Origin of the sequence: Saccharopolyspora spinosa NRRL 18395, assembly GCF_000194155.1 — a bacterium.
Classification (GTDB): domain Bacteria; phylum Actinomycetota; class Actinomycetes; order Mycobacteriales; family Pseudonocardiaceae; genus Saccharopolyspora; species Saccharopolyspora spinosa.
Map to the genome: position 1 here is coordinate 72,606 of NZ_GL877880.1, position 24,042 is coordinate 96,647.

Consider the following 24,042-nt stretch of genomic DNA (forward strand, 5'->3'; position numbering starts at 1 on the left):
CACGACCACTGCGGAGGATTTGGGCCGCCGGGCAGGGCACCGAAGAGCCTGAAGCGGCCGCTTGACGGCATCGAAAACGCAGCCGAGAGGAGGTGAACGAAATGCAGCCACCAACCTATGACCGATCAACGTTTGAACCGCATCAGGTTTACCCACAGCGTAAACAGTGGGCAACCCGGCGAACGCCGCCGCGATGCGTGTCCGCCATCTCGTCCCGGAACCGGCCGTAGACGCGAGGTGCCGGAAACGCTCACGGGTTGTCGACCCGGACCAGCGGCAACCATTGCGAAACGTCCGAGCGGGAGCCGGACGCGGTGAGCTCGCCGCGTTCGAGGGCCTCGGCCCAGCCGAGGCGGCCGGTCGCCAGCAGCAGCCAGGTCCGGGGATTGGTCTCGACGACGTTGGGCGGGGTGCCACGGGTGTGCCGAGGGCCGGCGACGCACTGGACCGCCGCGAAGGGCGGCACCCGCACCTCGACGCTGTTGCCCGGAGCGACCTGCTCCAAGGTGCGCAGGCTCAACCGCACTGCGTCGGCGAGCTCGGCACGCGCGGGCTGCGGCGCTTCGCCGTCCAGCCAAGGCCGCACGGCTGCGACGGCCTCGCGCATCTCCCCGGGATCAACGGCACGGCGACTGGGCATGCCCGAAGCCTACGAACGCAACCCAACCCCCAACCCCCTACCCCAGTACCGGGGCAACGAGACTCGGCACCGGTACCTGGGCGTTCAGAGCCAGCCGAGCTTGACGGCTTGCATGCCCGCCTGGAAGCGGGTTTCCACTCCTAACCGGGAGATCAGCTCGCGGACCCTGCGGTGCGCGGTTCGGGCGCTGAAGCCCATCAACCGGCCGATCGTGTCGTCCGTGGCACCGGAGGCGAGCAGCGACAGGATCCACCGCTCCTCCTCGGTCGGCTGTAGCTCGATGCCCGCCAGGTCCTGGTCCGCGGTGAACGGCGCGGCGAAGCGCCACAGGTCCTCGAAGATCCTCGCGATCGCGGCCAGCATCGCCGAGCTGCGCACCACCACGGCGCTTTCAACCGAGGTCTCGCTCACGGTCAACGGCAGCAGCGCGATCTCGCTGTCGACCATGATCAACTTGGTCGGCGCCACGTGGATCACCCGCGCCTGCTCGCCCATCGCGACCAGCTTGGTGGTGATGTCCAGCTGCGGCGGTCGCGCCAGCGCGGACCGGTCGTAGAGCACCTGGTACTGGACACCTTCGGCGAGCTTGCGGGACTCCAACGAGTCCAGTGGCCCCGTCGTCACGTACGGCGGCTTCGCCACGCCCTGGACCAGCTGCGTCGCATTGCGCTGCAGCTCGTACGCGGCCCAACCGACTCGCCTCGCCCCATGCACGACCTGCAACACGCCGCCGTTGCCGAACTGCGCCCGGGCGGCGCGCGCCACCGACGCGACCTGCGCCTGCACGGCCCGCTCGGTCAGCGGCTCCGTCGCGGCGGTGTCCCTGGCCGGCTCGTCGACCACAGTCTGCGACTGCGTCAGCTCCTCGGTGTATCCGGGTAGCACGGCACACCCCCCTCCTCGACGTGCCCTGGCGGCACCGATTCGGCTGGCACCGCGATGGACACTGACACCCCCGTCGGTTGGCAACGTATCCACCGGGAACGACCGCTGGAACCGACTTTTGCACGATCCAGCGGATCGACCTTTTGATTTCCACCGTTCGGCGGCATCCCCGCTTCCCCCGAGTGCAGCAATCACAGCAAGCAAAACGGACCCTCCCCGCGATTCGGGGAGGGCCCGCGTGTCGCACTGCGCTATCGGATCAGAGGTCGCCGATCTGCAGCAGGTCGGCGATGGTGCCCTTCGGAGCGCTCTGGATCACGCCCTTGGCGGCCTGGCCCTGCAGCGCGGTGATCACATCCGCCGGCTTGGCGTCCGGGTTGGCCTGCAGGTACAGCGCACCGACGCCGGCCACGTGCGGGCTGGCCATCGAGGTGCCGCTCATCGTCTCGGTGCCGCCACCAGGGACCGTCGACACGATGTCCACGCCGGGGGCGTAGCCCTCGACCGTGGCGCCGAAGTTGGTGAACTCGGCCGAGGTGTCGGTGTTGTCCGACGCGGCGGTGGTGAACACGCCCGCCGCGCTGGCCGGGGAGACGTTCTCGGCGTCCTGGCTTTCATTACCGGCCGCCACCGCGAGGAAGACGCCGCTGTCGACCAGCTTGGTCGCGGCCTCGTCCAGCGCCGGGTCCTTCGGGCCGCCCAGCGACATGTTCGCCACCGAAGCGCCCTGGTGGTTCTCGGCCACCCACTCGATGCCCGAGACGACCTGCTCGGTCGTGCCGCTGCCCTGGTCGTTGAGGACCCGGACGCCGACCAGCTTCACGCCCTTGGCGACGCCGTAGGTGTCGCTGCCGATGGTGCCGGCGACGTGGGTGCCGTGGCCCTGCTTGTCCGTGCCGTCGCCACCGGTGGCGTCGAAGCCGATCTCGGCGCGCCCGCCGAAGTCGGGGTGGGACGGGTCGATGCCGGTGTCGATGATGTAGGCGGTGACGCCCTCACCGGCGCCCTTGGGGGCGTAGCTGTCGTCCAGCGGCAGGGCCGGCTGGTCGATCCGGTCCAGGCCCCACGAGCCAACCGCCTGCTTCTTCGAAGGCTCGACCGCGATGTGGTAGCTCTGCGAGACGTTCTCGACCTTGCCGCTGGCGCGGACCGCGTCGAGCTGCGCCGGGGTCAGCTTCGCCGAGAACCCGTTGAGCGCCTTGTCGTAGACGTTGCGGGCCTGCACGCCGAGCTCTTCGGCGACGCCCTGCGGCGCGATGCCTTCCTTCAGGTTGACGATGTAGACGTCCGAGTCCGCGTCCTGCACCGCCGCCTGCGGGTGCAGGGTAAGCGGCGCCAACTCGATGTGCGGCTGCGCGCCTGCCGGTGCCCCGGCGAACACGAGCGCCGCCGCAGCAACCCCTGCCCCGGTGCCGTAAAGCAGCTTCCTCATGCGTCCCCTCCTCCGTTCATTCGCTCGAGTGGGGCCGAGCGAAAGGTGGCTCACGCCGGAACGTAACCAGGGAAAACACACGTTCGGGTGCAGTTGGCGAAATGTCGCCACACAATCGGGCGGTGGGGTGAACGAATTCCCAGCTCTGGGTTTCTTATCGGGAATAAGCAGGCAAAACCGCGCCCGCCGGGGTTTCCCGACGGGCGTGGTGGTTCGTCCTGTTAATGCCGTTTTGCGCGTTTCAGGTCGCGGCTACCCACCGTCGCAATCGGAGCCGAACGGCTTCCACGTACTCGGGCGCGACCTCGGAAACCTCGTCGATCGACGCGGCGCCATCGGGGGCGACGCCGTAGGTCATCCCGTAGTACAGGTACAGCGCGCTCTCCTGCTCCAACGGGAGATCGCCCTGGAGCAGGCTGACCCGGGGGGCCTGCCGGACCGCGTCCTTTCCGACCGCGACGGTGAGCGTGTCGCCGTCGAAGGCCGCGCCCTCCAGCGGCACGAAGCTCTCATTCGTGCCGAACAGTCCAGTTTGGACGGTGATCCAGGCGGGCTGCTCCGTGTCGTCGTCGATGAACAGCTGGCCGACGATGCCGATCCGAGATCCTCCCGGATCGAAGACCTCGCACCCGAACATCCGCAACGCTTCCCGCTGGCCGATCATCGCCGCCTCCTCCCCCTGGCCCTTCTAGTCAGTCTGCCCCTGGACCCGTCCGACCGGCACCTCGGAACGGCTGGTTCGGGACCGTCCGTTAGCGCGTTACCCGGTGCTGGCACCCTCGGAAGCGCGCCCGGCATCCACGCCGGCGCCCAGATCAACAGGTACGGAGTTCCCGATGTCCCAGCCCGTCGACCGTCCCGCCCCGCCGATCAGCGCGGAAATGCGGGAGCACGCCAAGCAGAACCCCGACAGCTGGCTGTACATCGCCGACCCCGGCTACGCCGCCGACGGCGAGGAGGTGCCGCCGGAAGGCATCGTCGGCGCCTACCGCATCGACGCCGACGGCGAGATCGACGAGCGCTTCCAGTTCAACGACGCGTACCAGCCGTCCGAGCTCGCGGCGAACCAGCAGGAACCGACCAACGAGCTGGAGCACGTGCTGGCCCGGATCGCGGCCGGCGAGCTCCCGGAGTCCGAGCTGCCTGCGGCGGTGCTCGCCGCCGAGGTGCTGCTCTACGCGCCGAGCGCGGACGACCCGATGATCTACACCGCGGAGATGTCCGACGGCAGCCAGCTGGTCCCGGCCTGCACCTCGGCCTCCCGGGTTCCGGCGGACTGGCCGGGATTCCGCCGGGTGCCAGGGCGGGCGGTGCCGGAACTGCTCAACGGCCTCGACCTGGGCCTGAATCTGAACGACGCGATCCAAGCGGTCATCCCGCACGCAGTTCTCGCCCAAGCCGCAGCACAACACGGCTGATCGCGGATCCCAGTTTCAATTGAATCTGCGGGCACCGCGTGCTGCGGCACCTGGCGGTCCTCTTCGGCGGCATGACCCGCGACCGCAAGAGCCGCCGCAACGGCACCTGATCAAAGCCCACAAGCACTTTCCAACGTCATGGCCCCCACCCATTCACGACCCCTGATCTGCGGAAACCTCGTCCCAGGGAGGAGGTCTTCGAACGACTTCCGCACCGCAAGCGCCGAAGGCGTTAGCCCACCCTCGCAACCTGCACCGCCGCAGGTTCTCAGACGTCGCTTGGCGAGGACAGCCCCGATGCCGCGTATTGGTGCGCAAGTCGGGGATCCCGGAGCCAGGCGGCGTCTGCGGTTCCGCCACCCGCACCGCCAAGCAAGGCGAGCCTGGAACACCTCAATCCAGGTGTTCGGCGATGAAAGTTGTTATTTCTTCGGGTGATCCGGGGCGGGCGAAGAGGTAGCCCTGGCCGGTCTCGCAGCCGATGTCCGCCATCCGGCGGGCCTGCGCCTGGGTCTCCACGCCTTCTGCCGTGACGGTCAGGCCTAAGGCGTGCGCGAGGTCCACCAGCGTGCCGACGATGCGCGCGTCGACCGGGTCGGCCCGCTCCGCGTCCCGCAGGCCCTCCATGAACGAGCCCGCGATCTTGAGCTCGTGCACCGGGAGATGCCGCAGGTAGGCCAGGTTCGAGTACCCGGTGCCGAAGTCGTCGATGGCGATCCGCACGCCCATCCGGGACAGCGCGCGCAGGGCGTCCAGCGGCTCGTCGGCGGTGCCCATGATCGCGCTCTCGGTGAGCTCCAGCTGCAGCCGGGACGACCCCAGCCCGGTCTCGGCCAGGATCTCCGCGACGTCGGCCACCAGGTTCGGGTCCCGCGACTGCCGCACCGCCAGGTTGACGCTGACGAACGGCGCCGCCGCCCCGAAGTCGTCCTGCCACTGCTTCGCCTGCCGGCACGCCTCCCGCAGCACCCAGCGCCCGAGCGCCACGATCAGCCCGGTCTCCTCGGCCAGCCCGATGAACCGGTCCGGTCCCAACCGTCCCAGCTCCGGATGCGCCCAGCGGACCAGCGCCTCGACGCCGACCACTCTGAAGTCGCGCAACCCGATCAGCGGCTGGTAGTCCACGTAGAACTCTTCGCGCTCCAGCGCGGCGGGCATCTTCGCCGAGAGGTGGAACTGCGCGACCTCGGTGGCGTTGCGGTCCGGGTCGAACAGCGCCCACCGGCTCTTGCCCTCGGACTTCGCCCAGTACAGCGTCACGTCGGCGTCGCGCATCAGCTCGGCCGGGGTCTGCCCGGACACCGGACGCTCGACGATGCCGATGCTGGCCGACACGGAGAGCTCGTGGCCACCGATGCGGATCGGCTCGTCCAGCGCGTTCAGCACGGTGTCGGCGATCTCGACGGCCTGCTCGGTGCCGAGCGAGTTCTGGATCAGTATCACGAACTCGTCGCCGCCCATGCGCGCGACCAGCCGGTCGGCTCCGTGCACCACGGCGGCGAGCCGGTCGGCGACCGCCCGCAGCAGGTCGTCGCCGACGTGATGGCCGAGGCTGTCGTTGATGACCTTGAAGCCGTCGAGGTCCATGTAGCACAGCGCGACCCGCACGCCGGACTCGTGCGCGTGCAGCACCCCGGTGAGCCGTTCCAGGAAAAGCGCCCGGTTGGGCAGTCCGGTCAGCGGATCGTGCATCGCCTGGTGGCGCAGGCGTTCCTGCAGCATCCGCTGGTCGGTGACGTCTTCGATCAGCGCCACCTGGTACAGCGGCAGGCCGTCCTCGCCGCGGACCAGGGACACGATCAGCTCGGTCCACACGGTGGCACCGTCGGGGCGCTTGAACTGCTTCTCCGCCCGGAACTGGTCGCGTTCGCCGTGCACCAGCTCCTCGTACATCCGCCAGGTGCTGTCGAGGTCGTCCGGGTGCATCATGTCCTGCACCATCATCCGGCGGAGTTCCTCCGTGGTCCGCCCCATGATCCGCGTCAGCGAGTCGTTCACCTCGAGTATCCGGCCGTCCATGTCGCCGATGCCGATGCCGATCGCGGCCTCGGCGAAGATCGCGCGGAACCTGGCCTCGCTGGTGCGCAGCGCCTGCTCGACCGCGTCGCGCGCGTCCAGCACGGCCTGCCGGATCGCCTCCTGCTCGTCCAGGGTCCGCTTGCGGGCGGCCTGCAGGAAGCCGGAGCACAGCTCGCCCTGCAGCGCGGCCACACGCCTGCGCCAGCCGGGACTGCTGCCCAGCCGCAGGATGTCCAGGATCTCGTCGCCGATCAGGTCGACGGTGCGGGCCAGCGACTCCGCGCTGGTGAAGTGCACCGCGACCAGGTCCACTCCGACCGACCGCGCGGCGGACGGGTCGAACGGATCGTTGAGCAGCGCGTCGACCAGGCGGTCCGTGTAGCCGTACAGCCGACCTTCGACCTCGGCGCTGGTCATCGGCACGTAGCTGGTGCCCATCAGGGCCTGCGCCCAGACAGCCGCGAAGCGTCGTCGGTCGGCTCGGTTCACCTCGGCGACCACCTCGTGAGCGCTGGGCACCGGCGCTGTCCAGCCAGTCATGCCTGGGCGCCCTCCACTCGTCCTACTCGCCTGGGCCGTTCGTTCGGAGCATACGACCGGACCGGTCCGGCGGTCGAACATCATGTACGGCACCCGAGGTAGCTGTACACCTCGTTCGAGCAGGCCATCCGGGTGACCAAGCCCCGTTCTGCAGCTACCGTCCGCAACCAGTTGATCGCGCGCAGCGCCGCATTCCTAATACATCTGATGTTTTCGACGCACAGCCAGCCCAAGAGGTTGTGCGCGGCCCAGAACTATGCCCGGGAGGACCCGCGGTTCACACACGGTGTCCGGATTGAGCCATTCTGGTCAAAAACTAACACAGGAACTACATCCCGCGAAAACCCTTCGCCACACTTTCGGGGTACGACGCGCGGCCCCCAACGACGCACCGCAACTACACCCCCGAGAGGCATCGATGAACCTTCCGAGTGGACGTGGTCGCCGATTACACCTGATCTCCTTAATATCGGTTGTCTGCGCAGGCGTTCTTCTCCTGTGCTCGCCCGCGCAAGCCAGCACACCCTTTCCGGGAAGGGAAAGCGCGATGAGCACGCAGGTGACCGAAGAACCGCCGAGCGGAACCGAGACCAACGCCACGATGGGCTCGCAGATCCGCATACACGAGGGCGGCGGCGATGACCCGCTGCTGACCCCGGACATCGATCCGCTGGCCACAGTGGCCGGCATGGACGTCGCCAGCTACCAGGGCAACGTGAACTGGAAGTCCTGGTGGGATCAGGGCATGCGGTTCGCCTACGTCAAGGCGACCGAGGGCACGAGCTACAAGAACCCGTACTTCGCCCAGCAGTACAACGGTTCCTACAACGTGGGCATGATCCGCGGGGCGTACCACTTCGCGCTGCCGGACCGCTCCAGCGGCGCCGCGCAGGCCAACTACTTCGTGGACAACGGCGGCGGCTGGTCCAAGGACGGCAAGACCGTGCCGGGCGCGCTGGACATGGAGTACAACCCGTACGGCGCCACCTGCTACGGCAAGTCCAAGAGCGGGATGACCGCCTGGATCAAGGACTTCAGCGACACCTACCACTCGCGGACCGGGCGCTGGCCGGTCATCTACACCAGCACCAGTTGGTGGAACCATTGCGTGGGCGGGGACTTCAGCTCGACCAACCCCCTGTGGGTCGCCCGCTACGCGAGCAACGTCGGACAGCTGCCCTACAAATGGGGTATCTGGACGATCTGGCAGTACACGTCGTCGCCACTGGACAAGAACACGTTCAACGGCGCGTACGACCGCCTCCAAGCGCTGGCCAACGGCTGACGCGAGAACGGCGCGGTGCCGGGTCATCCGGCACCGCGCAGTGCCGTCCCCGCCGGACCGCCGCCGGACCCCGATCTCCTTCTCGCACCGCTTCGGCGATCGCTCCCCTAGTTCGGGACCTGCCGTTGCAGAATCCCTCGCATGGGTGACCGCAAGATCGGGTTGGTGGCGACGATCGCCGTCGCCGTCGTGGTGCTCGTCGGCGTCAGCGTCGCCTTGCTGGCCTTCGACCCGCGGACGAGCGGCGCCGACGCGCTGCGAACCGGTGGACTGGCCGCAGGCTCGGTCGTCGCGCTGTACGCGCTCTGGCTCAACGACCGGCGCCGACGCGTCGAGGAGAAGCGGCAGGAGCTCGAAACCCAGCGGCAGGAGCTGGATCGGCAGCGCTACGCGCTCGAACAGCAACGGCAGGCCCTGGAGGACCGGCGGACCGACCAGGACCGGGACCGCGCGGCCGACGAGCGCTTCGCCCGGGCGGTGGAGCTGCTCGGCAACGAAGCCGACCAGGTCCGGGTCGGTGCGCTGCACTCGCTGGCGGGGCTGGCCCGCAGTCACCCCGAGCACACGCAGACCGTGCTCGACGTGCTGTGCTCGTACCTGCGGCGCCCTTTCCGCCATCCGAAGTGGACGACCCCGGAGGAGCTGTCGCCCGACCCCGAGGAGTGGTCGGAAATCACCCCGGAGCTGGAGGGCGAGCGGCACGTCCGGCAGACCGCGCAGCGGCTGATCCGGGACCTGCTGCCGAACACCACCGACCCGGACCCCGTGATCTACGACCTGGATCTGACGCGCGCCTTGCTTGAGCGGTTCAATCTGAGCGATCGGGTGGTGGGTCGGGTCGCCGCCTACCGGTGCCGGTTCCGGCACACCACGAACCTCAACCGCGCCGTCTTTCACGGTTCGGTGCACTTCCGGGACAGCGTCTTCCTCGCCCGGATCAGAGCAGAGGACGTGCAGTTCAGGGGGAAGCTGGAGCTGCGCGGGATGCTCGCCCACGGCCCGTGCGGATTCGAACGCACCCGGTTCGACGGGGACGTGGACGTCAAGCACGTCGTCTGCCGGGACGGTGCGTACTTCGGCGGCGCGATATGCGGAGCCGCGCTGGATCTCCGCCACGCACGCTTCCTCGGGACCGCCGACCTCAACTTCGCCGATCCCGTCCCGATGCCGTTGCTGGACGACGTCGAGTTCGACGACAAGTCGCGATTGCCGTCAGCCTGGCCGGTTCCGGGAACCGCCACGCGCAATTGATCGCACCCCGGCAGAATCCCTCGAATGAGTGAGCGCAAGATCGGGTTGGTCGCGACTGTCAGCATCGCCGTCGTGGTGCTGGTCGGCGTCAGCATCGCGCTGCTGATTTTCGACTCGCGGACCACCGGCGCCGATGCATTGCGCACCGGCGGCCTCGCCGCGGGCTCCGTCGTCGCGCTTTACGCGCTCTGGCTCAACGACCGGCGCCGGCGCGTCGAAGAACAGCGCCAGGAGGTCGAACGGGCCCGGCACGAACTGGAGACCCGGCGCGCCGACCTCGACCGGGACCGGGTCGCCGACGAACGCTTCGCGCGAGCCGTGGAGCTGCTCGGGCACGAGGCGGATCAGGTCCGGGTCGGCGCGCTGCACGCCCTCGCCGGCCTCGCCCGCAGCAACCCCGGCTACATCCAGACCGTGCTGGACGTGCTGTGCTCGTACCTGCGGCGGCCGTTCCTGCATCCTCGTTACGGCAACGCCGAAGACAACGACTGGTCGCAGCGTGAAGCGCATCTCGCCGAGCGCAAGCTCGTTATCCGGCTCACGGCGCAACGCTTGATCGCCGACCTCTTACCGCGTGCGGATGACCAGGACGCACCGCAATACGACCTCGATCTCACTGGTGCCCTGCTGGAGTACTTCGACCTGAGCGACCGGAAGGTCGGCACGCTGATCCTGCGCTACGGACAACTGTTCAGCAGCAACAACTTCAGCCGCAGCGAGTTCCACGGCCCGGTGTGGTTCACCGGGACCTCCCTCGGGTCGGGCCGGATATCGGGCCGGTTCTACTGCGACGACGCGGTTTTCCACGACCGCGCCTGGTTCAGCGGCGTCAAGTTCCACGGTCGGGTAAGCGTGGAGCGAACCCGCTTCAAGGGCCCCGTGAAGTTCTCCGACAGCCGCTTCACCGACCGGACATCCCCCGCCTGGGCGGGTTCGGTCTTCGAAGGCCCGGCCGACTTCCGCACGGTCCACTTCGAGCACGACGTCGACCTCTCCGGCGCGACCTTCCACGGCGAAGTCCAGAACACCGGCATCACGACCAACGCGGACCGCGAAGCCACCCTCCCCGACGGCTGGAAAGCCGGACGCGCGTAACCCGAGAACGGTGGTCGGGGGTGCGGAGCGCCCGGCAACCATGAGGTTCGGCGAGCGGAGGGGGATGCACCGGACCAGGTCTCACGGTCAGATACGCAGGCGCGCAAGGGTCTCGGCGCTGAGATGATGCCGCCCGGTGGCCAGGACTTCCCGTTGTCGTTCGGCTTCGATCTTTCTGATCAGCTGCCACACACTGAGCGCGCCATCACCGGCCCCGGCGTGCTGCGCGCGCGGAGCGCGGACCAGCAGCATCCTCGCGATCAGCACGTTGACCAGGACCAGAGTGCCCACCTGAAGCCAGAACATGAGAGGTGCAACGATGGAATCTGGCGGACGTCCAGCTATAGCGGGCCAAACAACACCTGCGTCGAGGTGGGCTGGCGGAAGTCCACCCACTCTCAAGAACAGGGCACATGCGTCGAGGTCAGGCTCGGGGCCGACGCTGGTGGGATCCGCGACCCGAAAGACCGCGACGGCGAGCACTTAACCGTGCCGGGGCGGACCTGGCACCGGTTCATCGGCGCCGTCAAGTGCGGCGTCTTCGACTAGCCGATGCAGCGAACGGCCCGTTCGCCTCGATAGACGAGGTGAACGGGCCGTTCGCATCAGCTCAGGACAGCTCGGGATCAGCCGAACAGCGCTGGGAGGGTTCCTTCCCAGGCTTCACGGAGTTCCGCCAGGGGGATATCCGCGACGTCCTGGATGTCCAGGCTCTGGGAGCCCGCGTCCGCGACACCGACCTTGGCCCACGGGAGGCCCCGGGCCGTGCACATGTCCGTGAAGCGGAGCTCCTCGGTGCGCGGGACCGCCACCAGGATCCGGCCCGCCGACTCGGAGAACAGCCAGACGAACGGGTCCGCGCCCTCCGGCAGGACCACCCGCGCACCGCACTCGCCGACCAGCGCCGTCTCCACCAGCGCCTGCGCCAGGCCGCCCTCGGAGAGGTCATGCGCCGCCGAGATCATGCCGTCGCGGGAGCCCGCGACCACGATCTCCGCCAACAGCTTCTCGCGCGCCAAGTCGACCTTCGGCGGCACGCCGCCGAGGTGGTCGTGGGTGACGAGCGCCCACTCCGAGCCGCCGAACTCCTCGCGGGTCTCGCCGAGCAGCAGCAGCGTTTCGCCTTCCTCGCCACCGATTCCGGTGGGGATGCGGCGGGTCACGTCGTCGATCGTGCCCAGCACGCCGACCACCGGCGTCGGCAGGATCGGCTTCGCGCCGGTCTGGTTGTAGAAGCTGACGTTGCCACCGGTCACCGGGATTCCCAGCTCCTGGCAGGCGTCGGCAAGGCCGCGCACCGCCTGCTGGAACTGCCACATCACGCCCGGGTCCTCCGGCGAACCGAAGTTCAGGCAGTTGGTGACCGCCACCGGCGTCGCACCGGTGGTCGCCACGTTGCGGTAGGCCTCGGCCAGCGCCAGCTGCGCGCCCGCGTACGGGTCGAGCCGGGTGTAGCGGGCGTTGCAGTCGGTGGCGACCGCGATGCCGCGCCCGGTCTCCTCGTCGATGCGCAGCACGCCGCCGTCCGACGGCTGGGCCAGCACGGTGTTGCCGCGCACGTACCGGTCGTACTGGTCGGTGACCCACGCCCGGGAGCACAGGTTCGGCGACGCCACCATCCGCAGGATGGTCTCCCGCAGCTCGGCCGGAGTGGACGGGCGGGCCAGCGTGTTCGCGTTGTCCGCGACGACCAGGTCCTGCTCGGCGGGCCGCTCGACCGGGCGCTCGTACACCGGGCCCTGGTGCGCGACGGTGCGCGGCGGCACGTCCACCACGAGCTCGCCGTGCCAGTAGATCTCCAGGTTCTCGCCGTCGGTGACCTCGCCGATGACCGTCGCGGTGACGTCCCAGCGGCGGCAGACCGCCATGAAGGCGTCCACGTTGGCCGGCTCCACGACGGCACACATCCGCTCCTGCGACTCGCTGGAGAGGATCTCCGCGGGGTTCATCCCGGTCGCGCGCAGCGGGACCTGGTCCAGGTCCACCCGCATGCCGCCGTCACCGGCCGACGCCAGCTCCGAGGTGGCGCAGGACAGGCCCGCACCGCCGAGGTCCTGGATGCCCACGACCAGGCCCGCGTGGTACAGCTCCAGGCAGCACTCGATGAGTACCTTCTCGGCGAACGGGTCGCCGACCTGCACGCTGGGCAGCTTCTTGCGACCGGTGCCGCTCTCGTCGCCGTCAAACGTCTCCGACGCCAGCACCGACACGCCGCCGATGCCGTCCAGGCCGGTGCGCGCGCCGAACAGGATGATCTTGTTGCCCTTGCCGCTGGCGTGCGCGAGATGCAGGTCCTCGACCTTCATCACGCCGACGCACATGGCGTTGACCAGTGGGTTGCCCGCGTAGCACTCGTCGAAGACGACCTCGCCGCCGATGTTCGGCAGCCCCAGGCAGTTGCCATAGCCGCCGACCCCGGCGACCACGCCAGGCAGCACGCGCTTGGTGTCCGGGGCGTCGGCCGGGCCGAAGCGAAGCGGGTCGGCGACCGCGACCGGCCGGGCGCCCATAGCCATGATGTCGCGGACGATGCCGCCGACGCCGGTAGCCGCGCCCTGGTAGGGCTCCACGTAGGACGGGTGGTTGTGGCTTTCCAGCTTGAACGTGACCGCCCAGCCGTCGCCGATGTCGACCACGCCGGCGTTCTCGCCGATGCCCGCGAGCATCTTCTCGCGCATCTCGTCCGTGGTGGTCTCGCCGAAGTACTTGAGGTGCACCTTCGACGACTTGTAGGAGCAGTGCTCGCTCCACATCACCGAGTACATGGCCAGCTCGGCCTCGGTGGGCCGGCGGCCCAGGATCTCCCTGATCCGGGCGTACTCGTCGTCCTTCAGCCCGAGCTCGCGGAACGGCTGGGCGGTGTCCGGTGTGGACTTCGCGTGGTCGACGCTGTCCACCTTTGCCAAGTTGCTCACGCTGCCACCAGTGCATCCAGAACGGACAGGAACATGCCGAGGCCGTCGTCGGTGGGGCCGGTCAGGGCGTCGATCGCGTGCTCGGGGTGCGGCATCATGCCCGCGACCCGCCCGCGCGCGTCGGTGATACCCGCGATGTCGCGCTGCGAACCGTTCGGGTTCTCGCCTGCGTAGCGGAACAGCACCCGGCCTTCGCCTTCGAGCTCGTCGAGGACGGCCTCATCGGCCATGTAGTTGCCCTCGCCGTGCTTGATCGGGATCAGCAGCTCGGCGCCCGCGTCGTAGCGGGTGGTCCAGGCGCTGCCGTTGTTCTCCACCTTCAACCACTGGTCGCGGCAGACGTAGTGCAGGCCCGAGTTGCGGGTCAGCACTCCGGGCAGCAGCCCGGACTCGCACAGGATCTGGAAGCCGTTGCACACCCCGAGCACCGGCATGCCCTTGCGCGCGGCCTCGACGACCTCGGTCATCACCGGGGCGAACTTCGCGATCGCGCCGCAGCGCAGGTAGTCGCCGTAGGAGAAACCGCCGGGCACGACCACCGCGTCCACGCCCTTCAGGTCGTGGTCGGCGTGCCAGAGGGCGACCGATTCGGCACCGGCGCGGCGCACCGCGCGAGCGGCGTCGACGTCGTCGAGGGTGCCGGGGAAGGTGATCACGCCGATCTTCGCGCTCATGCTTCCACCCGGCGGACGGTCCAGTCCTCGATGACCGGGTTGGCCAGCAACGTCTCGGCGATCTTGGCGAGCGTGTCGTCGTCGACGTCGTCGGCGACCTCCAGCTCGAACCGCTTCCCCTGGCGGACTTCGGTGATGCCGTCGAAACCGAGACGGGGCAGCGCGTTGGCCACCGCCTGTCCCTGCGGATCGAGGATTTCCTGCTTCGGCATGACGTCGACAACGACTCGGGCCACGGGTGCTGCTCCCGGTTTCCGTGCAGATCCGCCGGGACCCCGGCGGATGGCCAGCAGTACCGCCAAAGGGTAACTGAGCTGGGAGTTCACTCTTCGCAGCAGGGGCCACGGGTGCGGCGTGGCTCACCACCGACGCATTCACGCGTGTCTTGCGTCACATTTACGTCGATTGTCTAAACCTTTGGGTCGTTCCGCCGTCTATATGTCCGGGGAAACCAAAACCCCTGCGTTGATCGCAGGTTATCTAGGGGGAACGCATACCCATGCGCACATTCAAGACGCTGCTGGCGGCCGGTCTGCTCACCGGCCTCGCGCTGACCACCACCGTTCCGGCGATGGCCGCTCCGAGCTTCGCGCCGGTGGCCGCGGCGCCGGCGGATCCGCTGCTGACCGCCGACAAGGCGCAGGTCCGGGCGGGCAACACGCTGGTCCTGCGGCTGGAGCACGGTGCCGAGGGGGTCAACTGGATCTCGTCGGCGGCGTTCGTGCGCAACGAGGCCCACCCGTTCGGCGCGGACGAGGGCCTGGCCCAGATCGTGAACGACCGCGACGGCCGGGCCGAGGCAGTGGCCACCATCGCGGACGTCCCGCCGGGCGAGTACGACGTGCACACCCGCATCGGCGGCGGCGCCGGACCGACGATGAAGATCACCGTCACCAAGTGACCCGCCCCTCCGGGGGTTGAGCGAGGGGCACCCAACACCCGGCAACCGGGCAACCGGGCACGGGTGCCCCTCACCCGTGGAAGTTCAGCTGATCGCGTAAGGCATTCACCGGTAGCGAGAACGATCGCGATGCCAGGTCCGGTGGGGGGGCGGGGTTCCGGCATGCGGATCTTGGTACTGGGCGGGACGGTCTTCCTCGGTCACGCGGTGGCGGCCGAGGCGGTTCGACGTGGGCACGACGTCATCTGCGCGGCCCGCGGCACGAGCGGCGGCATTCCCGACGGCGCGACGCTCGCGCCGGTGGATCGGGATCAGGGCCTCGGCGCGCTCGCCGGGGAGCGGTTCGACGCGGTCGTCGACGTGGCGCGGAACTACCGGTGGGTGCGGGAGGCGCTCCATGTCCTGAGCGCGAAGGCCGGGCACTGGACGTTCGTGTCCACCATCAACGCCTACGCGGACACCAGAACGACCCGCCAGAGCACCGACGCCCCGCTGCAGGAGCCGATCACCGACTCCGACGACGTGAGCACCCCCGAGTCGTACGGCGGCGTCAAGGTGGCCTGCGAGAACGCGGTGCGTGCCGAGGTCGGGGACCGGGCCTTCGTGCTGCGTCCGGGCCTGATCACCGGGCCGAACGACACCTCGGACCGGTTCGGCTACTGGCCCGCGCGGCTGGCGCGCGGCGGCCGGGTGCTCGTGCCGGACGAACGCGACCACCCGGCTCAGCACGCCGACGTCCGCGACCTGGCGAACTGGATCCTCGACGCGGCGGCGAACGGCAGCACCGGGACCTTCGACGGCTCCAGCCCGGTCATGCCGCTGGGCACGCTGCTGAAGGAGATCGCCGAGGCCGTCGCGCCGCCGGGCACCGAGCTCGTGGCCGTCCCGCCGGAAGACCTGACCGAGGCGGGCGTGCAGCCGTGGATGGGCCCGAAATCGCTGCCGCTCTGGCTGCCGCAGAGCTGGCAAGGCCTCGTCTCGCGCGACATCAGCCCGAGCCTGGACGCCGGGCTGCGCATCCGGCCGATCGCCGAGACGGCATTGGCGACACTGGAAACCGAACGCGAACTCGGCCTGGACCGGGAGCGCCGCGCCGGGCTCACCCCGGCCGAGGAGGCCGAACTCCTCGCCAACCTCCCACACCGCACCTGGTGACGCGCGGCGGTGCAAGCTGCGGGGGTCGGCTAAGCACCTTCGGCGCATGCGACGACCTGGCGTCGTGAGACTTCAAGCGTCGCGGCGGCGGATCGACCAGGATGAAAAAGATTTCAAAGGAAATCGCGGATTGTCGGCGTGTTGCACCCCGACACGCCGACGGCCGTGGACAACCTCCACAATTTCAATGGAAATCGGACCTCTGATTTCCATTGAAATCGCGGTCCCCTTGGGGGGACGTGGCCGGGTGGTCGCGGGTGACCAGTCGGAATCGTGGGGTTCGTCGGGCTTCCGCCGGGGGGCGGGTAGGTCGTGGAAGAGTGGGGTTGCTGGCACAGCTAGGAAGGAAACACCGTGCAGATCACCCACTTCGGACATGCCTGCGTGCTGATCGAGACCGACTCGGCGCGGCTGCTCATCGACCCCGGCAAGTTCGCCGCCGACTTCGAGGACCTCCGGGACCTCGACGCCGTGCTGATCACGCACCAGCACTTCGACCACCTGGACCTCGACCGGCTGCCCGCCCTGCTCTCGGCCAACCCGGACACCCGCCTGGTCGTCGACCCGGGTTCGGCGTCGGCGGTCGCCGAGAAGGGGCTGGCGGCGACCACCGCGCGGCCCGGCGAGTCGCTGGAGCTGGGTGGCGCGGCGATCAACGTCGTCGGCGGCACCCACGCCGTGATCCACCCGGACATCCCGGTCATCGACAACATCGGGTATGTCGTCGACCACGGCGCCTTCTACCACCCCGGCGACTCGTTCTTCGTGCCCGAGCAGCGGATCGACGTGCTCGGCGTGCCGACCGGGGCACCGTGGCTGAAGCTCTCCGAAGCGGTCGACTTCCTGCGCGCGGTGGCGCCGCGTGTGGCGGTGCCGATCCACGAAGCGGTGCTGGCGATGCCGCAGATGCACTACCGCATGTTCGAGCAGCTCGGCCCGAAGGACACCGCCGTCGAGGTCCTGCCCAAGGGCACCCAGACCGCGCTGTGACCCACGTGCGGCCGAACTCCCCCGCCGACTGACGGCGCACGCGGACCGCTCGCTCCAGGTGGGGCGCCTGGTCCTCGCAGGTTCGGAAGCTGCGCACCGGAGACGACCGGCCCGCTACGCCTGTGGCGGGACGGGTGGTGTCAGTCGTCGCGGTCGTCCTGGTCGTCGACGCCGTGCTGGTGATCGTCGTGCTGGTCGTCCGCCGACACCGGCGCGGCCGATCCCGCGTCGTTCGCTGGGATCGCTTCCCTGACGAGGACCAGCATCGGGGGCTCGCCATGAGGCGGCCCTGAAGGTCGGATGAAGGGCTTCTCATCCGCTTCCGAGGTGCACCGACCCGCGGGCGAACGAGGCATAGGTGACCGGTCGGGCACCGTGGTGCAGCGCCAGATCGATGGCGTCCAGCACCGCCTGCCGAGCACCCGGTTTCCGCAGTTCAGCGGCGTCCAGCGCGAGCCGGACCAACTGGCCGCGCCTGGCCGCCCGCCCCACCCCCAGCACGAGCGCGCGGCACCACCACGGCTCGACCCGCTCGCCCGGTCCCAGCATCCGGATCCGCGCCCGGTGCACCCTTCCGGTCGCGAGTTCGCGGACCGCCATCGCGTCCGCGCAGACCGAGAAGCCGCGCCGCTGCAACGCGGTGACCGTGCCGGGCGAGCTGAGCCAGCGCGGCGGGATGAAGGTGTTCGTCCGCAACCCGGATTGCTCCAGCACGGCCGACGCCGCAGCCAGCCGGAGCCCGGCTTCGTGCGCCGGAAGGCGAGCGGGCGCGAGGCGGGCGCGCAGGCCCGGCGACACCCGGGCGAAGCCGTGCAGGCTGACGGCATCGCGCCGCGCCAGGCGCTCGGCCACCCAGTGCAGCACCGGGGACTGCGGGCTACGGGCTTCGCGATGATCGGGGTGCGGCGAGATCAGCAGGGACAACGGGACCTGGCGGCTGTCCAGTGCGGCGGCGAAATCCGCGCACTGGTCCAGCACCCGGAGACCGAGGCCGGACAACGACACGACGAGCGGCGTGCTCACGGTCCCTCATTCGGCCTGGCCAGGGTGTCCGCGACCTGACCGCCAGGTGTCGCCCCGGCGCAAATCCGGCGAACCTCCACATCGCCCACTTTCGGCACGCCCCGGCATGTGGGGACGCCGACACGCCGGGGCATTCCCCTGCTGGGCGAAAGCAGCCGACCGCCGAAGGCCCGACGGCCGCGATTTCGCGAGAAGTCACGCCCGGGTCGGGTGGCTCCGGCTTACTCCGCAGGGGCGAGCCAGTCGGCGAAGGACTGGCCGGTGATCCGCTCGTAGGCCTCGACGTATCGGGCGCGGGTGGCGTCGACGACGTCGTCCGGCAGCGGAGGCGGCGGGGTGTCGGCCGCGCGGTCCCACCCGGACGCGGGCGAGGTCAGCCAGTTGCGCACGAACTGCTTGTCGAACGACGGCTGAACCTTGCCGGGCTCGTACCCGTCCGCCGGCCAGTACCTCGACGAATCGGGCGTGAGCACCTCGTCGCCGAGCACCAGCGAACCGTCGCCGGCGAGGCCGAACTCGAACTTCGTGTCCGCCAGGATCACCCCGCGCCCGCGCGCGTGCTCCGCCGCCCGGCGGTACACCCGCAGCGTCAGGTCGCGCAGCTCCGCGGCACGCTCCGCGCCCAGCTGCGCGGCGACCGCTTCGAAGCTCACGTTCTCGTCGTGCTCGCCGATCTCGGCCTTGGTCGCCGGGGTGAAGATCGGCTCAGGCAGCTCGGACGCCTCGGTGAGCCCGGCTGGCAGCTGCACCCCGCACACCGCGCCGGTGCGCTCGTAGTCGGCGAGCCCGGAGCCGGTCAGGTAGCCGCGCGCCACGCACTCCACCGGCAGCATCTCCAGCCGCTTTACCAGCAGGGCCCGGCCGCGCACCTCGGCGGGGATGCGCGGGTCGTCGGCGGCGACCAGGTGGTTCGGCGTCACGTCGGCGAGCAGCTCGAACCAGAAGACGCTCATCGCGGTCAGCACCCGGCCCTTGTCCGGGATGGGCGTGTCGAGCACGTGGTCGTACGCCGAGATGCGGTCGGAGGCGACCAGCAGCAGGTGTTCGTCGTCCACGGCGTGCAGCTGGCGAACCTTGCCTGCCGCGATCTGAGGGTAATCGGCGATTGCAACCACGTGCGGATTGTCTCGCACCGGGCCCCGGGTGCTCGCACACGGGCGGTGGTAAGAACCCGACGTGGGTCGTCCGGACCAGCCCGAGCACAGGAGGACTTCGTGACCGAGACATTCACCGACTGGCTCCGCCAGCGCAGCGAGCCCGACTGGACCGCGGTCGTCACGCACCCGTTCACCCAGGGCCTGTTCGACGGGCTGGTGCCGGTCACGTCGATGCGCTCCTACCTCGTGCAGGACTACCAGTTCGTCGACGACTTCCTGGCGCTGCTCGGTTCCGCGCTGGCGAAGGCGGACCGGTACTCGTCGCGGCTGGCGATCGCGGGCAGCATCGCCGTGGTCACCAGCGAGGAGAACACCTACTTCCAGCGCGCTTTCGACGCGTTGGGTGTCGGCGAGGCGGACCGGGTGCGTCCGAAGCTGGACGAGGCGACCGTGGCGTTCCGGGAGCTGATAAGTGACACCAACGCGCGCGGCAGCTACGCCGAGGTGTTGACGGTGCTGACTGTCGCGGAGTGGACCTACCTGGAGTGGGCGATGCGCGCGCCAGCCGCGCTGCCGGAGAACTTCGTGCACGCCGAGTGGATCACGCTGCACAACAACCCGGACTTCCAGTCCTGGGTCCGGTGGCTGTGCCGAGAACTGGACCGGGTGGGTGCGGACCTCGACGAGCGCGACCGGGCCCGCTGCCTGCGCCTGTTCCAGCACGCGACCCGCTGCGAACTCGACTTCTTCAACACCCACTCGCCGTGACGGCAGGCTTTCGGAAGCTCGTCTTGCCCAGTGGCGCATCCTCGCCGGCCGGTGTGGGGCGAACGGCCTGTTCGTCCCCTTCGCAATTTCCATTGAAATCGAAGGATCGATTTCAATGGAAATTGCGGATCTAGGGCGACGTCAGAGGATGTCGGCAGGGCGGTACGCCGCGGCCTCCGGGTGGCGGGCCGTGATCTTCTCGATCTGCCCGACGATGTCGCCGACCTGGGCGGCTGCCGCGCCGGTGAAGGCGAGGCGATCCGCCAGCAGGGCGTCCAGCTGGGCGCGGTCCAGCGGCAGCCGGTCGTCGGCCGCGAGCCGGTCCAGCAGGTCGTTGCGCTCCGCGCCTTGCTCGCGCATGGCCAGCGCGACCGCGACCGCGTTCTCCTTGATCGCCTCGTGCGCGGTCTCCCGGCCAACACCGGCCCGCACCGCCGCCATCAGCACCTTCGTGGTGGCCAGGAACGGCAGGTAGCGGTCGAGCTCGCGGGCGACCACCGCAGGGAACGCGCCGAACTCTTCGAGCACGGTCAGGAACGTCTCCAGCAAGCCGTCGAAAGCGAAGAACGCATCCTGCAGCGCCACTCGACGCACCACGGAGCAGGACACATCGCCCTCGTTCCACTGGTCGCCAGCCAGCTCGCCGACCATCGACACATAGCCGCGCAGCACCACCGCGAGGCCGTTGACCCGCTCGCAGGACCGCGTGTTCATCTTGTGGGGCATCGCGCTGGAGCCGACCTGCCCCGGCTTGAAGCCCTCGGTCACCAGCTCGTGCCCGGCCATCAACCGGATCGTGGTGGCCACGTTGGACGGTGCGGCGGCGAGCTGGGCGAGCGCGGTGAGCACCTCGAAGTCCAGCGAGCGCGGGTAGACCTGGCCGACGCTGGTCAGCGTGCTGCCGAAGCCTAGGTGGCCGGCCACGCGGCGCTCCAGCTCGGTGAGCTTCGCCGGGTCGCCGCCGAGCAGGTCGAGCATGTCCTGCGCGGTGCCGACCGGGCCCTTGATGCCGCGCAGCGGGTAGCGCGCGAGCAGCTCGTCCACGCGGTGGAAGGCGACGAGCAGCTCGTCGGCGGCGGTGGCGAAGCGCTTGCCGAGCGTGGTCGCCTGCGCGGCGACGTTGTGCGAGCGACCGGCCATGACGAGCTCGCCGTACTCGCCGGCGAGCTTGCCCAGCCGCGCCAGGACGGCGACCGTGCGGTCGCGGACGAGCTCCAGGCTGCGGCGGACCTGCAGCTGCTCGACGTTCTCGGTCAGGTCCCGGGAGGTCATGCCCTTGTGGATCTGCTCGTGGCCAGCGAGGGCGTTGAACTCTTCGATGCGGGCCTTGACGTCGTGGCGGGTGACGCGCTCGCGGGCGGCGATGGAGTCGAGGTCGACCTGCTCCAGGACCCGCTCGTAGTCGGCGACCGCCTGCGCGGGGACGTCGATGCCGAGGTCGGCTTGGGCGCGTAGTACTGCGAGCCAGAGCTTGCGCTCCAGGACGATCTTGTGCTGCGGGGACCACAGCTCGACCAGTTCGGGCGAGGCGTAGCGGGCGGCGAGGACGTTCGGGATGCTGGGCTTGACCGTCACGAACAGCCAGGATACCGGCGTGGTGTGGCCGTTCGACTCCCCCGGTCACGCCATGCCGGAAGCCGCAACCGACGCGACGGGTGGGACGCGCGGGAGACGCGCGGGCCAGGTGAACGGCACCTCGGCAGACGGCAGTTTCAATTGAAACTGCGGTCCCCCGGTCCACCAGCACCGGTTTCAATTGAAACTGCGGGACACCTGGTGCCCATCGCCCTTCACCTCGTCCGGGTCAGTGCGGGCGTGAGCTCAGGGTTGGCAGGGTGGCCGCCAAAGTGGTAACCACGATTGGCCGAGGTGCGCATTTCTGCTTTTCCTTCGACCCGCATGCAGTTGGTGCCCTTTGCGCGCTACCTCCGCTATTTACGGGGCGGGCCGGACGGGGTTGCATCGCTTCAAGGGCTGTTTCCGAACTCGTCCCGAGTGGCGGTGCGGGTAGCGGATCCCCAGACGCCGCCGGGAATCCGGGATCCCCGACTTGTGCATGACCAGGTATCGGGCCTGTCCTCGCCGGGCGACGTCTGAGAACCCGCAGCGGCGCAAGTTACGAGGGCGGGCTGAACGGCTGCGCCGCTGCAAAAGCGCCCTAACGCATCCCGGACCATCGCCTCCGAAACGGCCGCCTAGAGGCCGGATTCCCAGAGCGGGGAGTCGGCGGCGATGCGGGGCAGGTCGACGGGAACGAAGTCCGGGTACTTCTGCCCCGCGCCGGTGTTGAACAGCACGACGCGGTCCGCCTCCCGCACCGCTCCGCTGCTGCGCAGCCGTCGCAGCGCGGCCAGCGTCGCGGCGCCCTCCGGCGCCGGGTAGACGCCTTCGGCTGCCGCCATCTCGCGCGTCGCCGCGCGCATCTCCTCCTCGGACACCGCCACCGCGGTGCCGCCGGAGCCGCGCACCGCGTCGAGGATCAGGTAGTCGCCCACCGCCACCGGAACCCGAAGGCCGCTGGCGTCGGTCGCCGCGCCCGTCCACCGTGGAGCATGCCGGTCCCCGGCGTCGTGGGCGCGGACGATCGGCGCGCAACCTTCGGCCTGGACGACGACCATGCGGGGCCGGTTCCCGCCGATCCAGCCGAGTTCTTCCAGCTCCGCGAACGCCTTCCACATGCCGACCAGGCCGGTGCCGCCGCCGGTCGGGTAGATCACCACGTCCGGCAGTTCCCAGCCGAACTGCTCGGCGAGCTCGTAGCCGAGCGTCTTCTTTCCCTCGACGCGGTAGGGCTCCTTCAGGGTGGACACGTCGAACCAGCCGCGGGCCGGGGCGCTGGCCTTGACCAGCCGGCCGGCGTCGTCGATCAGCCCCTCGACCAGCCAGGTGTCGGCGCCGGAGACCCGGGCCTCGACCTGGTTGATGCGTGGGCAGTCGAACGGCATCACGACCGCGGCGCCCAGCCCGGCGCGGGCCGCGTAGGCGGCGAGCGCGCCACCGGCGTTGCCCGCGGACGGCGCGGCGACGACCTTCGCGCCGAGTTCCCGCGCGCGCGACACCGCGGCCGCCATGCCGCGCGCTTTGAAACTGCCGGTCGGGTTCTGGGCTTCGTCCTTGATGCGCAGGTCGGTGATGCCGAGCTCGGCGGCGAGCCGCGGCGCGGCCAGCAGCGGGGTGAAGCCTTCGCCGAGGCTGACGATGTTCTCCTCGTGGCGGATCGGCAGGACCTCTCGATACCGCCACATGGTGGGTTCGCGCCCCTGGAGGTCGTCCGGATGGAGGGGCACCTTCGCCAGGTCGTAGCGCGCGTAGAGCACTTTCCCGCATTTCGCGCACAACCCGCGCAGTACGTCCGGGTCGCAGGTCTGTCCGCAGTCGGTGCATTCGAGGTGGGTGAGCGTGCTACCGGTGGGAGTCACCATGACCGCATCCTTCTCGGCACCCACCCATTCGGTCCAGCCCTGCACGCGCAGCTGGCCGCCGCTTCTGCACGTGGGCCGAACATTTCGGCAGGTAATCCCCGGAGCGAGTCCGGAAATACCCGAACGACGGCGGGCGGTACATTAATCCAGAGCTAAATAATTCGGCCCGCGCTGGACGGCGAGAAATTCCGACCATATCGTTGGGCCACCGAGTTGGCGCGAAAAAAGGACTCGAACGGATGGTCATCGACGTGTTCGGCGACGAACGGCAGGATGTCTTCTGGATCGTCGGCATGGGCCTGACCGTGCGGCATGCCACCACCCTTCGCCCCGGCGCGGTGTACGCCGGGCAATCGATACCGTCCCTCTGCGGGGTTTCGATGAAGGTTCCGCAGCCCACCCCGAGCGGCCGCGTGCCGAGCTCGAAACCGGTCACCGACAAATGCCCGGAATGCTCGGGGGAAGCGACCGAGGCGAATTTCGTGGAAACGACCTGGGACTTCTGACCCCGGCGGGCGGAAAATCGATCGCC

25 protein-coding genes are annotated in these 24,042 nt (G+C 69.4%); 11 read left to right on the top strand and 14 right to left on the bottom strand.

Annotated elements, in window-relative coordinates:
- Positions 1 to 250: 250 nt before the first annotated feature.
- The 4 genes from SSPN_RS0130890 to SSPN_RS0130905 form a co-directional block, all read right to left on the bottom strand.
- Positions 251 to 640, bottom strand: a complete 390-nt coding sequence (locus SSPN_RS0130890) for a sterol carrier family protein (RefSeq protein WP_029535894.1) — start codon at positions 638 to 640, stop codon at positions 251 to 253.
- 84 nt (positions 641 to 724) lie between these two features.
- Entirely contained in the window at positions 725 to 1,525 is an 801-nt protein-coding gene (locus SSPN_RS0130895) for a helix-turn-helix domain-containing protein (RefSeq protein WP_010312682.1), read from the bottom strand.
- Positions 1,526 to 1,784: 259 nt separating this feature from the next.
- Positions 1,785 to 2,957 (bottom strand): S8 family peptidase, encoded by a 1,173-nt coding sequence (locus SSPN_RS0130900; RefSeq protein WP_010312685.1) that lies wholly within the window; start codon positions 2,955 to 2,957, stop codon positions 1,785 to 1,787.
- A 241-nt stretch (positions 2,958 to 3,198) separates the two neighbouring features.
- Positions 3,199 to 3,621, bottom strand: a complete 423-nt coding sequence (locus tag SSPN_RS0130905; RefSeq protein WP_010312687.1) for a PRC-barrel domain-containing protein — start codon at positions 3,619 to 3,621, stop codon at positions 3,199 to 3,201.
- Positions 3,622 to 3,793: 172 nt separating this feature from the next.
- On the opposite strand from SSPN_RS0130905, the gene SSPN_RS0130910 reads away from it, so the two are divergent.
- Positions 3,794 to 4,375, top strand: coding sequence for a type VII secretion system-associated protein (locus SSPN_RS0130910; RefSeq protein ID WP_010312689.1), 582 nt, complete (start codon positions 3,794 to 3,796; stop codon positions 4,373 to 4,375).
- A 393-nt stretch (positions 4,376 to 4,768) separates the two neighbouring features.
- Here SSPN_RS0130910 and SSPN_RS0130915 read toward each other — a convergent pair whose 3' ends face one another.
- Positions 4,769 to 6,934, bottom strand: a complete 2,166-nt coding sequence (locus SSPN_RS0130915) for a putative bifunctional diguanylate cyclase/phosphodiesterase (protein ID WP_010312692.1) — start codon at positions 6,932 to 6,934, stop codon at positions 4,769 to 4,771.
- Positions 6,935 to 7,481: 547 nt separating this feature from the next.
- Here SSPN_RS0130915 and SSPN_RS0130920 point away from each other — a divergent pair.
- The 3 genes from SSPN_RS0130920 to SSPN_RS0130930 all read left to right on the top strand — a co-directional run bounded on the left by SSPN_RS0130920 (position 7,482) and on the right by SSPN_RS0130930 (position 10,565).
- A complete protein-coding gene (locus SSPN_RS0130920; RefSeq protein WP_010312694.1) occupies positions 7,482 to 8,219 on the top strand; it encodes a lysozyme in 738 nt (245 codons plus the stop codon).
- A gap of 141 nt (positions 8,220 to 8,360) precedes the next feature.
- Positions 8,361 to 9,470: a hypothetical protein gene (locus SSPN_RS0130925; RefSeq protein WP_010312696.1), complete on the top strand. Its 1,110-nt coding sequence runs from the start codon at positions 8,361 to 8,363 to the stop codon at positions 9,468 to 9,470.
- A 24-nt stretch (positions 9,471 to 9,494) separates the two neighbouring features.
- Positions 9,495 to 10,565: a pentapeptide repeat-containing protein gene (locus SSPN_RS0130930; protein ID WP_010312698.1), complete on the top strand. Its 1,071-nt coding sequence runs from the start codon at positions 9,495 to 9,497 to the stop codon at positions 10,563 to 10,565.
- An 87-nt stretch (positions 10,566 to 10,652) separates the two neighbouring features.
- On the opposite strand, the gene SSPN_RS0130935 is transcribed toward SSPN_RS0130930, so the two are convergent.
- Positions 10,653 to 10,871 carry a hypothetical protein gene (locus SSPN_RS0130935; RefSeq protein WP_010312700.1) on the bottom strand — a complete coding sequence of 73 codons (219 nt, stop codon included), beginning with the start codon at positions 10,869 to 10,871 and terminating at the stop codon, positions 10,653 to 10,655.
- Between the two features lie 66 nt (positions 10,872 to 10,937).
- Here SSPN_RS0130935 and SSPN_RS62315 point away from each other — a divergent pair, with 66 nt between their 5' ends.
- Entirely contained in the window at positions 10,938 to 11,114 is a 177-nt protein-coding gene (locus SSPN_RS62315; protein ID WP_010312703.1) for a DUF397 domain-containing protein, read from the top strand.
- Between the two features lie 77 nt (positions 11,115 to 11,191).
- On the opposite strand, the gene purL is transcribed toward SSPN_RS62315, so the two are convergent.
- Genes purL through purS form a run of 3 tightly spaced genes read right to left on the bottom strand, consistent with a single transcriptional unit; the run spans position 11,192 to position 14,390 of the window.
- Positions 11,192 to 13,480, bottom strand: coding sequence for a phosphoribosylformylglycinamidine synthase subunit PurL (purL, locus tag SSPN_RS46710; RefSeq protein WP_010312705.1), 2,289 nt, complete (start codon positions 13,478 to 13,480; stop codon positions 11,192 to 11,194).
- On the bottom strand, positions 13,477 to 14,154 hold the full coding sequence (gene purQ, locus SSPN_RS0130950; protein ID WP_010312707.1) for a phosphoribosylformylglycinamidine synthase subunit PurQ: 678 nt from the start codon (positions 14,152 to 14,154) through the stop codon (positions 13,477 to 13,479). Before purQ ends, purL begins: the two co-directional genes overlap by 4 nt.
- A complete protein-coding gene (purS, locus tag SSPN_RS0130955; RefSeq protein ID WP_010312709.1) occupies positions 14,151 to 14,390 on the bottom strand; it encodes a phosphoribosylformylglycinamidine synthase subunit PurS in 240 nt (79 codons plus the stop codon). Before purS ends, purQ begins: the two co-directional genes overlap by 4 nt.
- A gap of 263 nt (positions 14,391 to 14,653) precedes the next feature.
- Between purS and SSPN_RS0130960 the strand changes: the two genes are divergently transcribed.
- The 3 genes from SSPN_RS0130960 (at position 14,654) to SSPN_RS0130970 (ending at position 17,200) form a co-directional block, all read left to right on the top strand.
- On the top strand, positions 14,654 to 15,055 hold the full coding sequence (locus SSPN_RS0130960) for a hypothetical protein (protein WP_010312711.1): 402 nt from the start codon (positions 14,654 to 14,656) through the stop codon (positions 15,053 to 15,055).
- A 162-nt stretch (positions 15,056 to 15,217) separates the two neighbouring features.
- Entirely contained in the window at positions 15,218 to 16,210 is a 993-nt protein-coding gene (locus tag SSPN_RS0130965) for an NAD-dependent epimerase/dehydratase family protein (RefSeq protein ID WP_044576051.1), read from the top strand.
- A 354-nt stretch (positions 16,211 to 16,564) separates the two neighbouring features.
- Positions 16,565 to 17,200 (top strand): MBL fold metallo-hydrolase, encoded by a 636-nt coding sequence (locus SSPN_RS0130970; RefSeq protein WP_010312716.1) that lies wholly within the window; start codon positions 16,565 to 16,567, stop codon positions 17,198 to 17,200.
- 140 nt (positions 17,201 to 17,340) lie between these two features.
- On the opposite strand, the gene SSPN_RS61865 is transcribed toward SSPN_RS0130970, so the two are convergent.
- The 3 genes from SSPN_RS61865 to SSPN_RS0130985 all read right to left on the bottom strand — a co-directional run bounded on the left by SSPN_RS61865 (position 17,341) and on the right by SSPN_RS0130985 (position 19,338).
- Positions 17,341 to 17,466: a hypothetical protein gene (locus SSPN_RS61865; RefSeq protein WP_010312718.1), complete on the bottom strand. Its 126-nt coding sequence runs from the start codon at positions 17,464 to 17,466 to the stop codon at positions 17,341 to 17,343.
- Positions 17,467 to 17,512: 46 nt separating this feature from the next.
- Positions 17,513 to 18,223, bottom strand: a complete 711-nt coding sequence (locus SSPN_RS0130980; protein ID WP_010312720.1) for a DUF2334 domain-containing protein — start codon at positions 18,221 to 18,223, stop codon at positions 17,513 to 17,515.
- Positions 18,224 to 18,444: 221 nt separating this feature from the next.
- The gene (locus SSPN_RS0130985) at positions 18,445 to 19,338 is read right to left on the bottom strand and encodes a phosphoribosylaminoimidazolesuccinocarboxamide synthase (protein ID WP_010312722.1); all 894 of its coding nucleotides are present in this window, start codon (positions 19,336 to 19,338) and stop codon (positions 18,445 to 18,447) included.
- A gap of 99 nt (positions 19,339 to 19,437) precedes the next feature.
- On the opposite strand from SSPN_RS0130985, the gene SSPN_RS0130990 reads away from it, so the two are divergent.
- Complete coding sequence (locus tag SSPN_RS0130990; RefSeq protein WP_010312724.1) at positions 19,438 to 20,088, top strand: TenA family protein; 651 nt, start codon at positions 19,438 to 19,440, stop codon at positions 20,086 to 20,088.
- A gap of 141 nt (positions 20,089 to 20,229) precedes the next feature.
- On the opposite strand, the gene purB is transcribed toward SSPN_RS0130990, so the two are convergent.
- A complete protein-coding gene (gene purB / locus SSPN_RS0130995; RefSeq protein WP_010312726.1) occupies positions 20,230 to 21,663 on the bottom strand; it encodes an adenylosuccinate lyase in 1,434 nt (477 codons plus the stop codon).
- On the opposite strand from purB, the gene SSPN_RS57180 reads away from it, so the two are divergent.
- The gene (locus tag SSPN_RS57180; RefSeq protein WP_158309675.1) at positions 21,653 to 21,808 is read left to right on the top strand and encodes a hypothetical protein; all 156 of its coding nucleotides are present in this window, start codon (positions 21,653 to 21,655) and stop codon (positions 21,806 to 21,808) included. The genes purB and SSPN_RS57180 overlap by 11 nt on opposite strands.
- Positions 21,809 to 22,283: 475 nt before the next feature.
- On the opposite strand, the gene SSPN_RS0131005 is transcribed toward SSPN_RS57180, so the two are convergent.
- On the bottom strand, positions 22,284 to 23,510 hold the full coding sequence (locus SSPN_RS0131005) for a threonine synthase (RefSeq protein ID WP_044576195.1): 1,227 nt from the start codon (positions 23,508 to 23,510) through the stop codon (positions 22,284 to 22,286).
- Between the two features lie 239 nt (positions 23,511 to 23,749).
- Between SSPN_RS0131005 and SSPN_RS0131010 the strand changes: the two genes are divergently transcribed.
- Positions 23,750 to 24,016 (top strand): hypothetical protein, encoded by a 267-nt coding sequence (locus SSPN_RS0131010; protein WP_010312732.1) that lies wholly within the window; start codon positions 23,750 to 23,752, stop codon positions 24,014 to 24,016.
- Positions 24,017 to 24,042 lie beyond the last annotated feature (26 nt).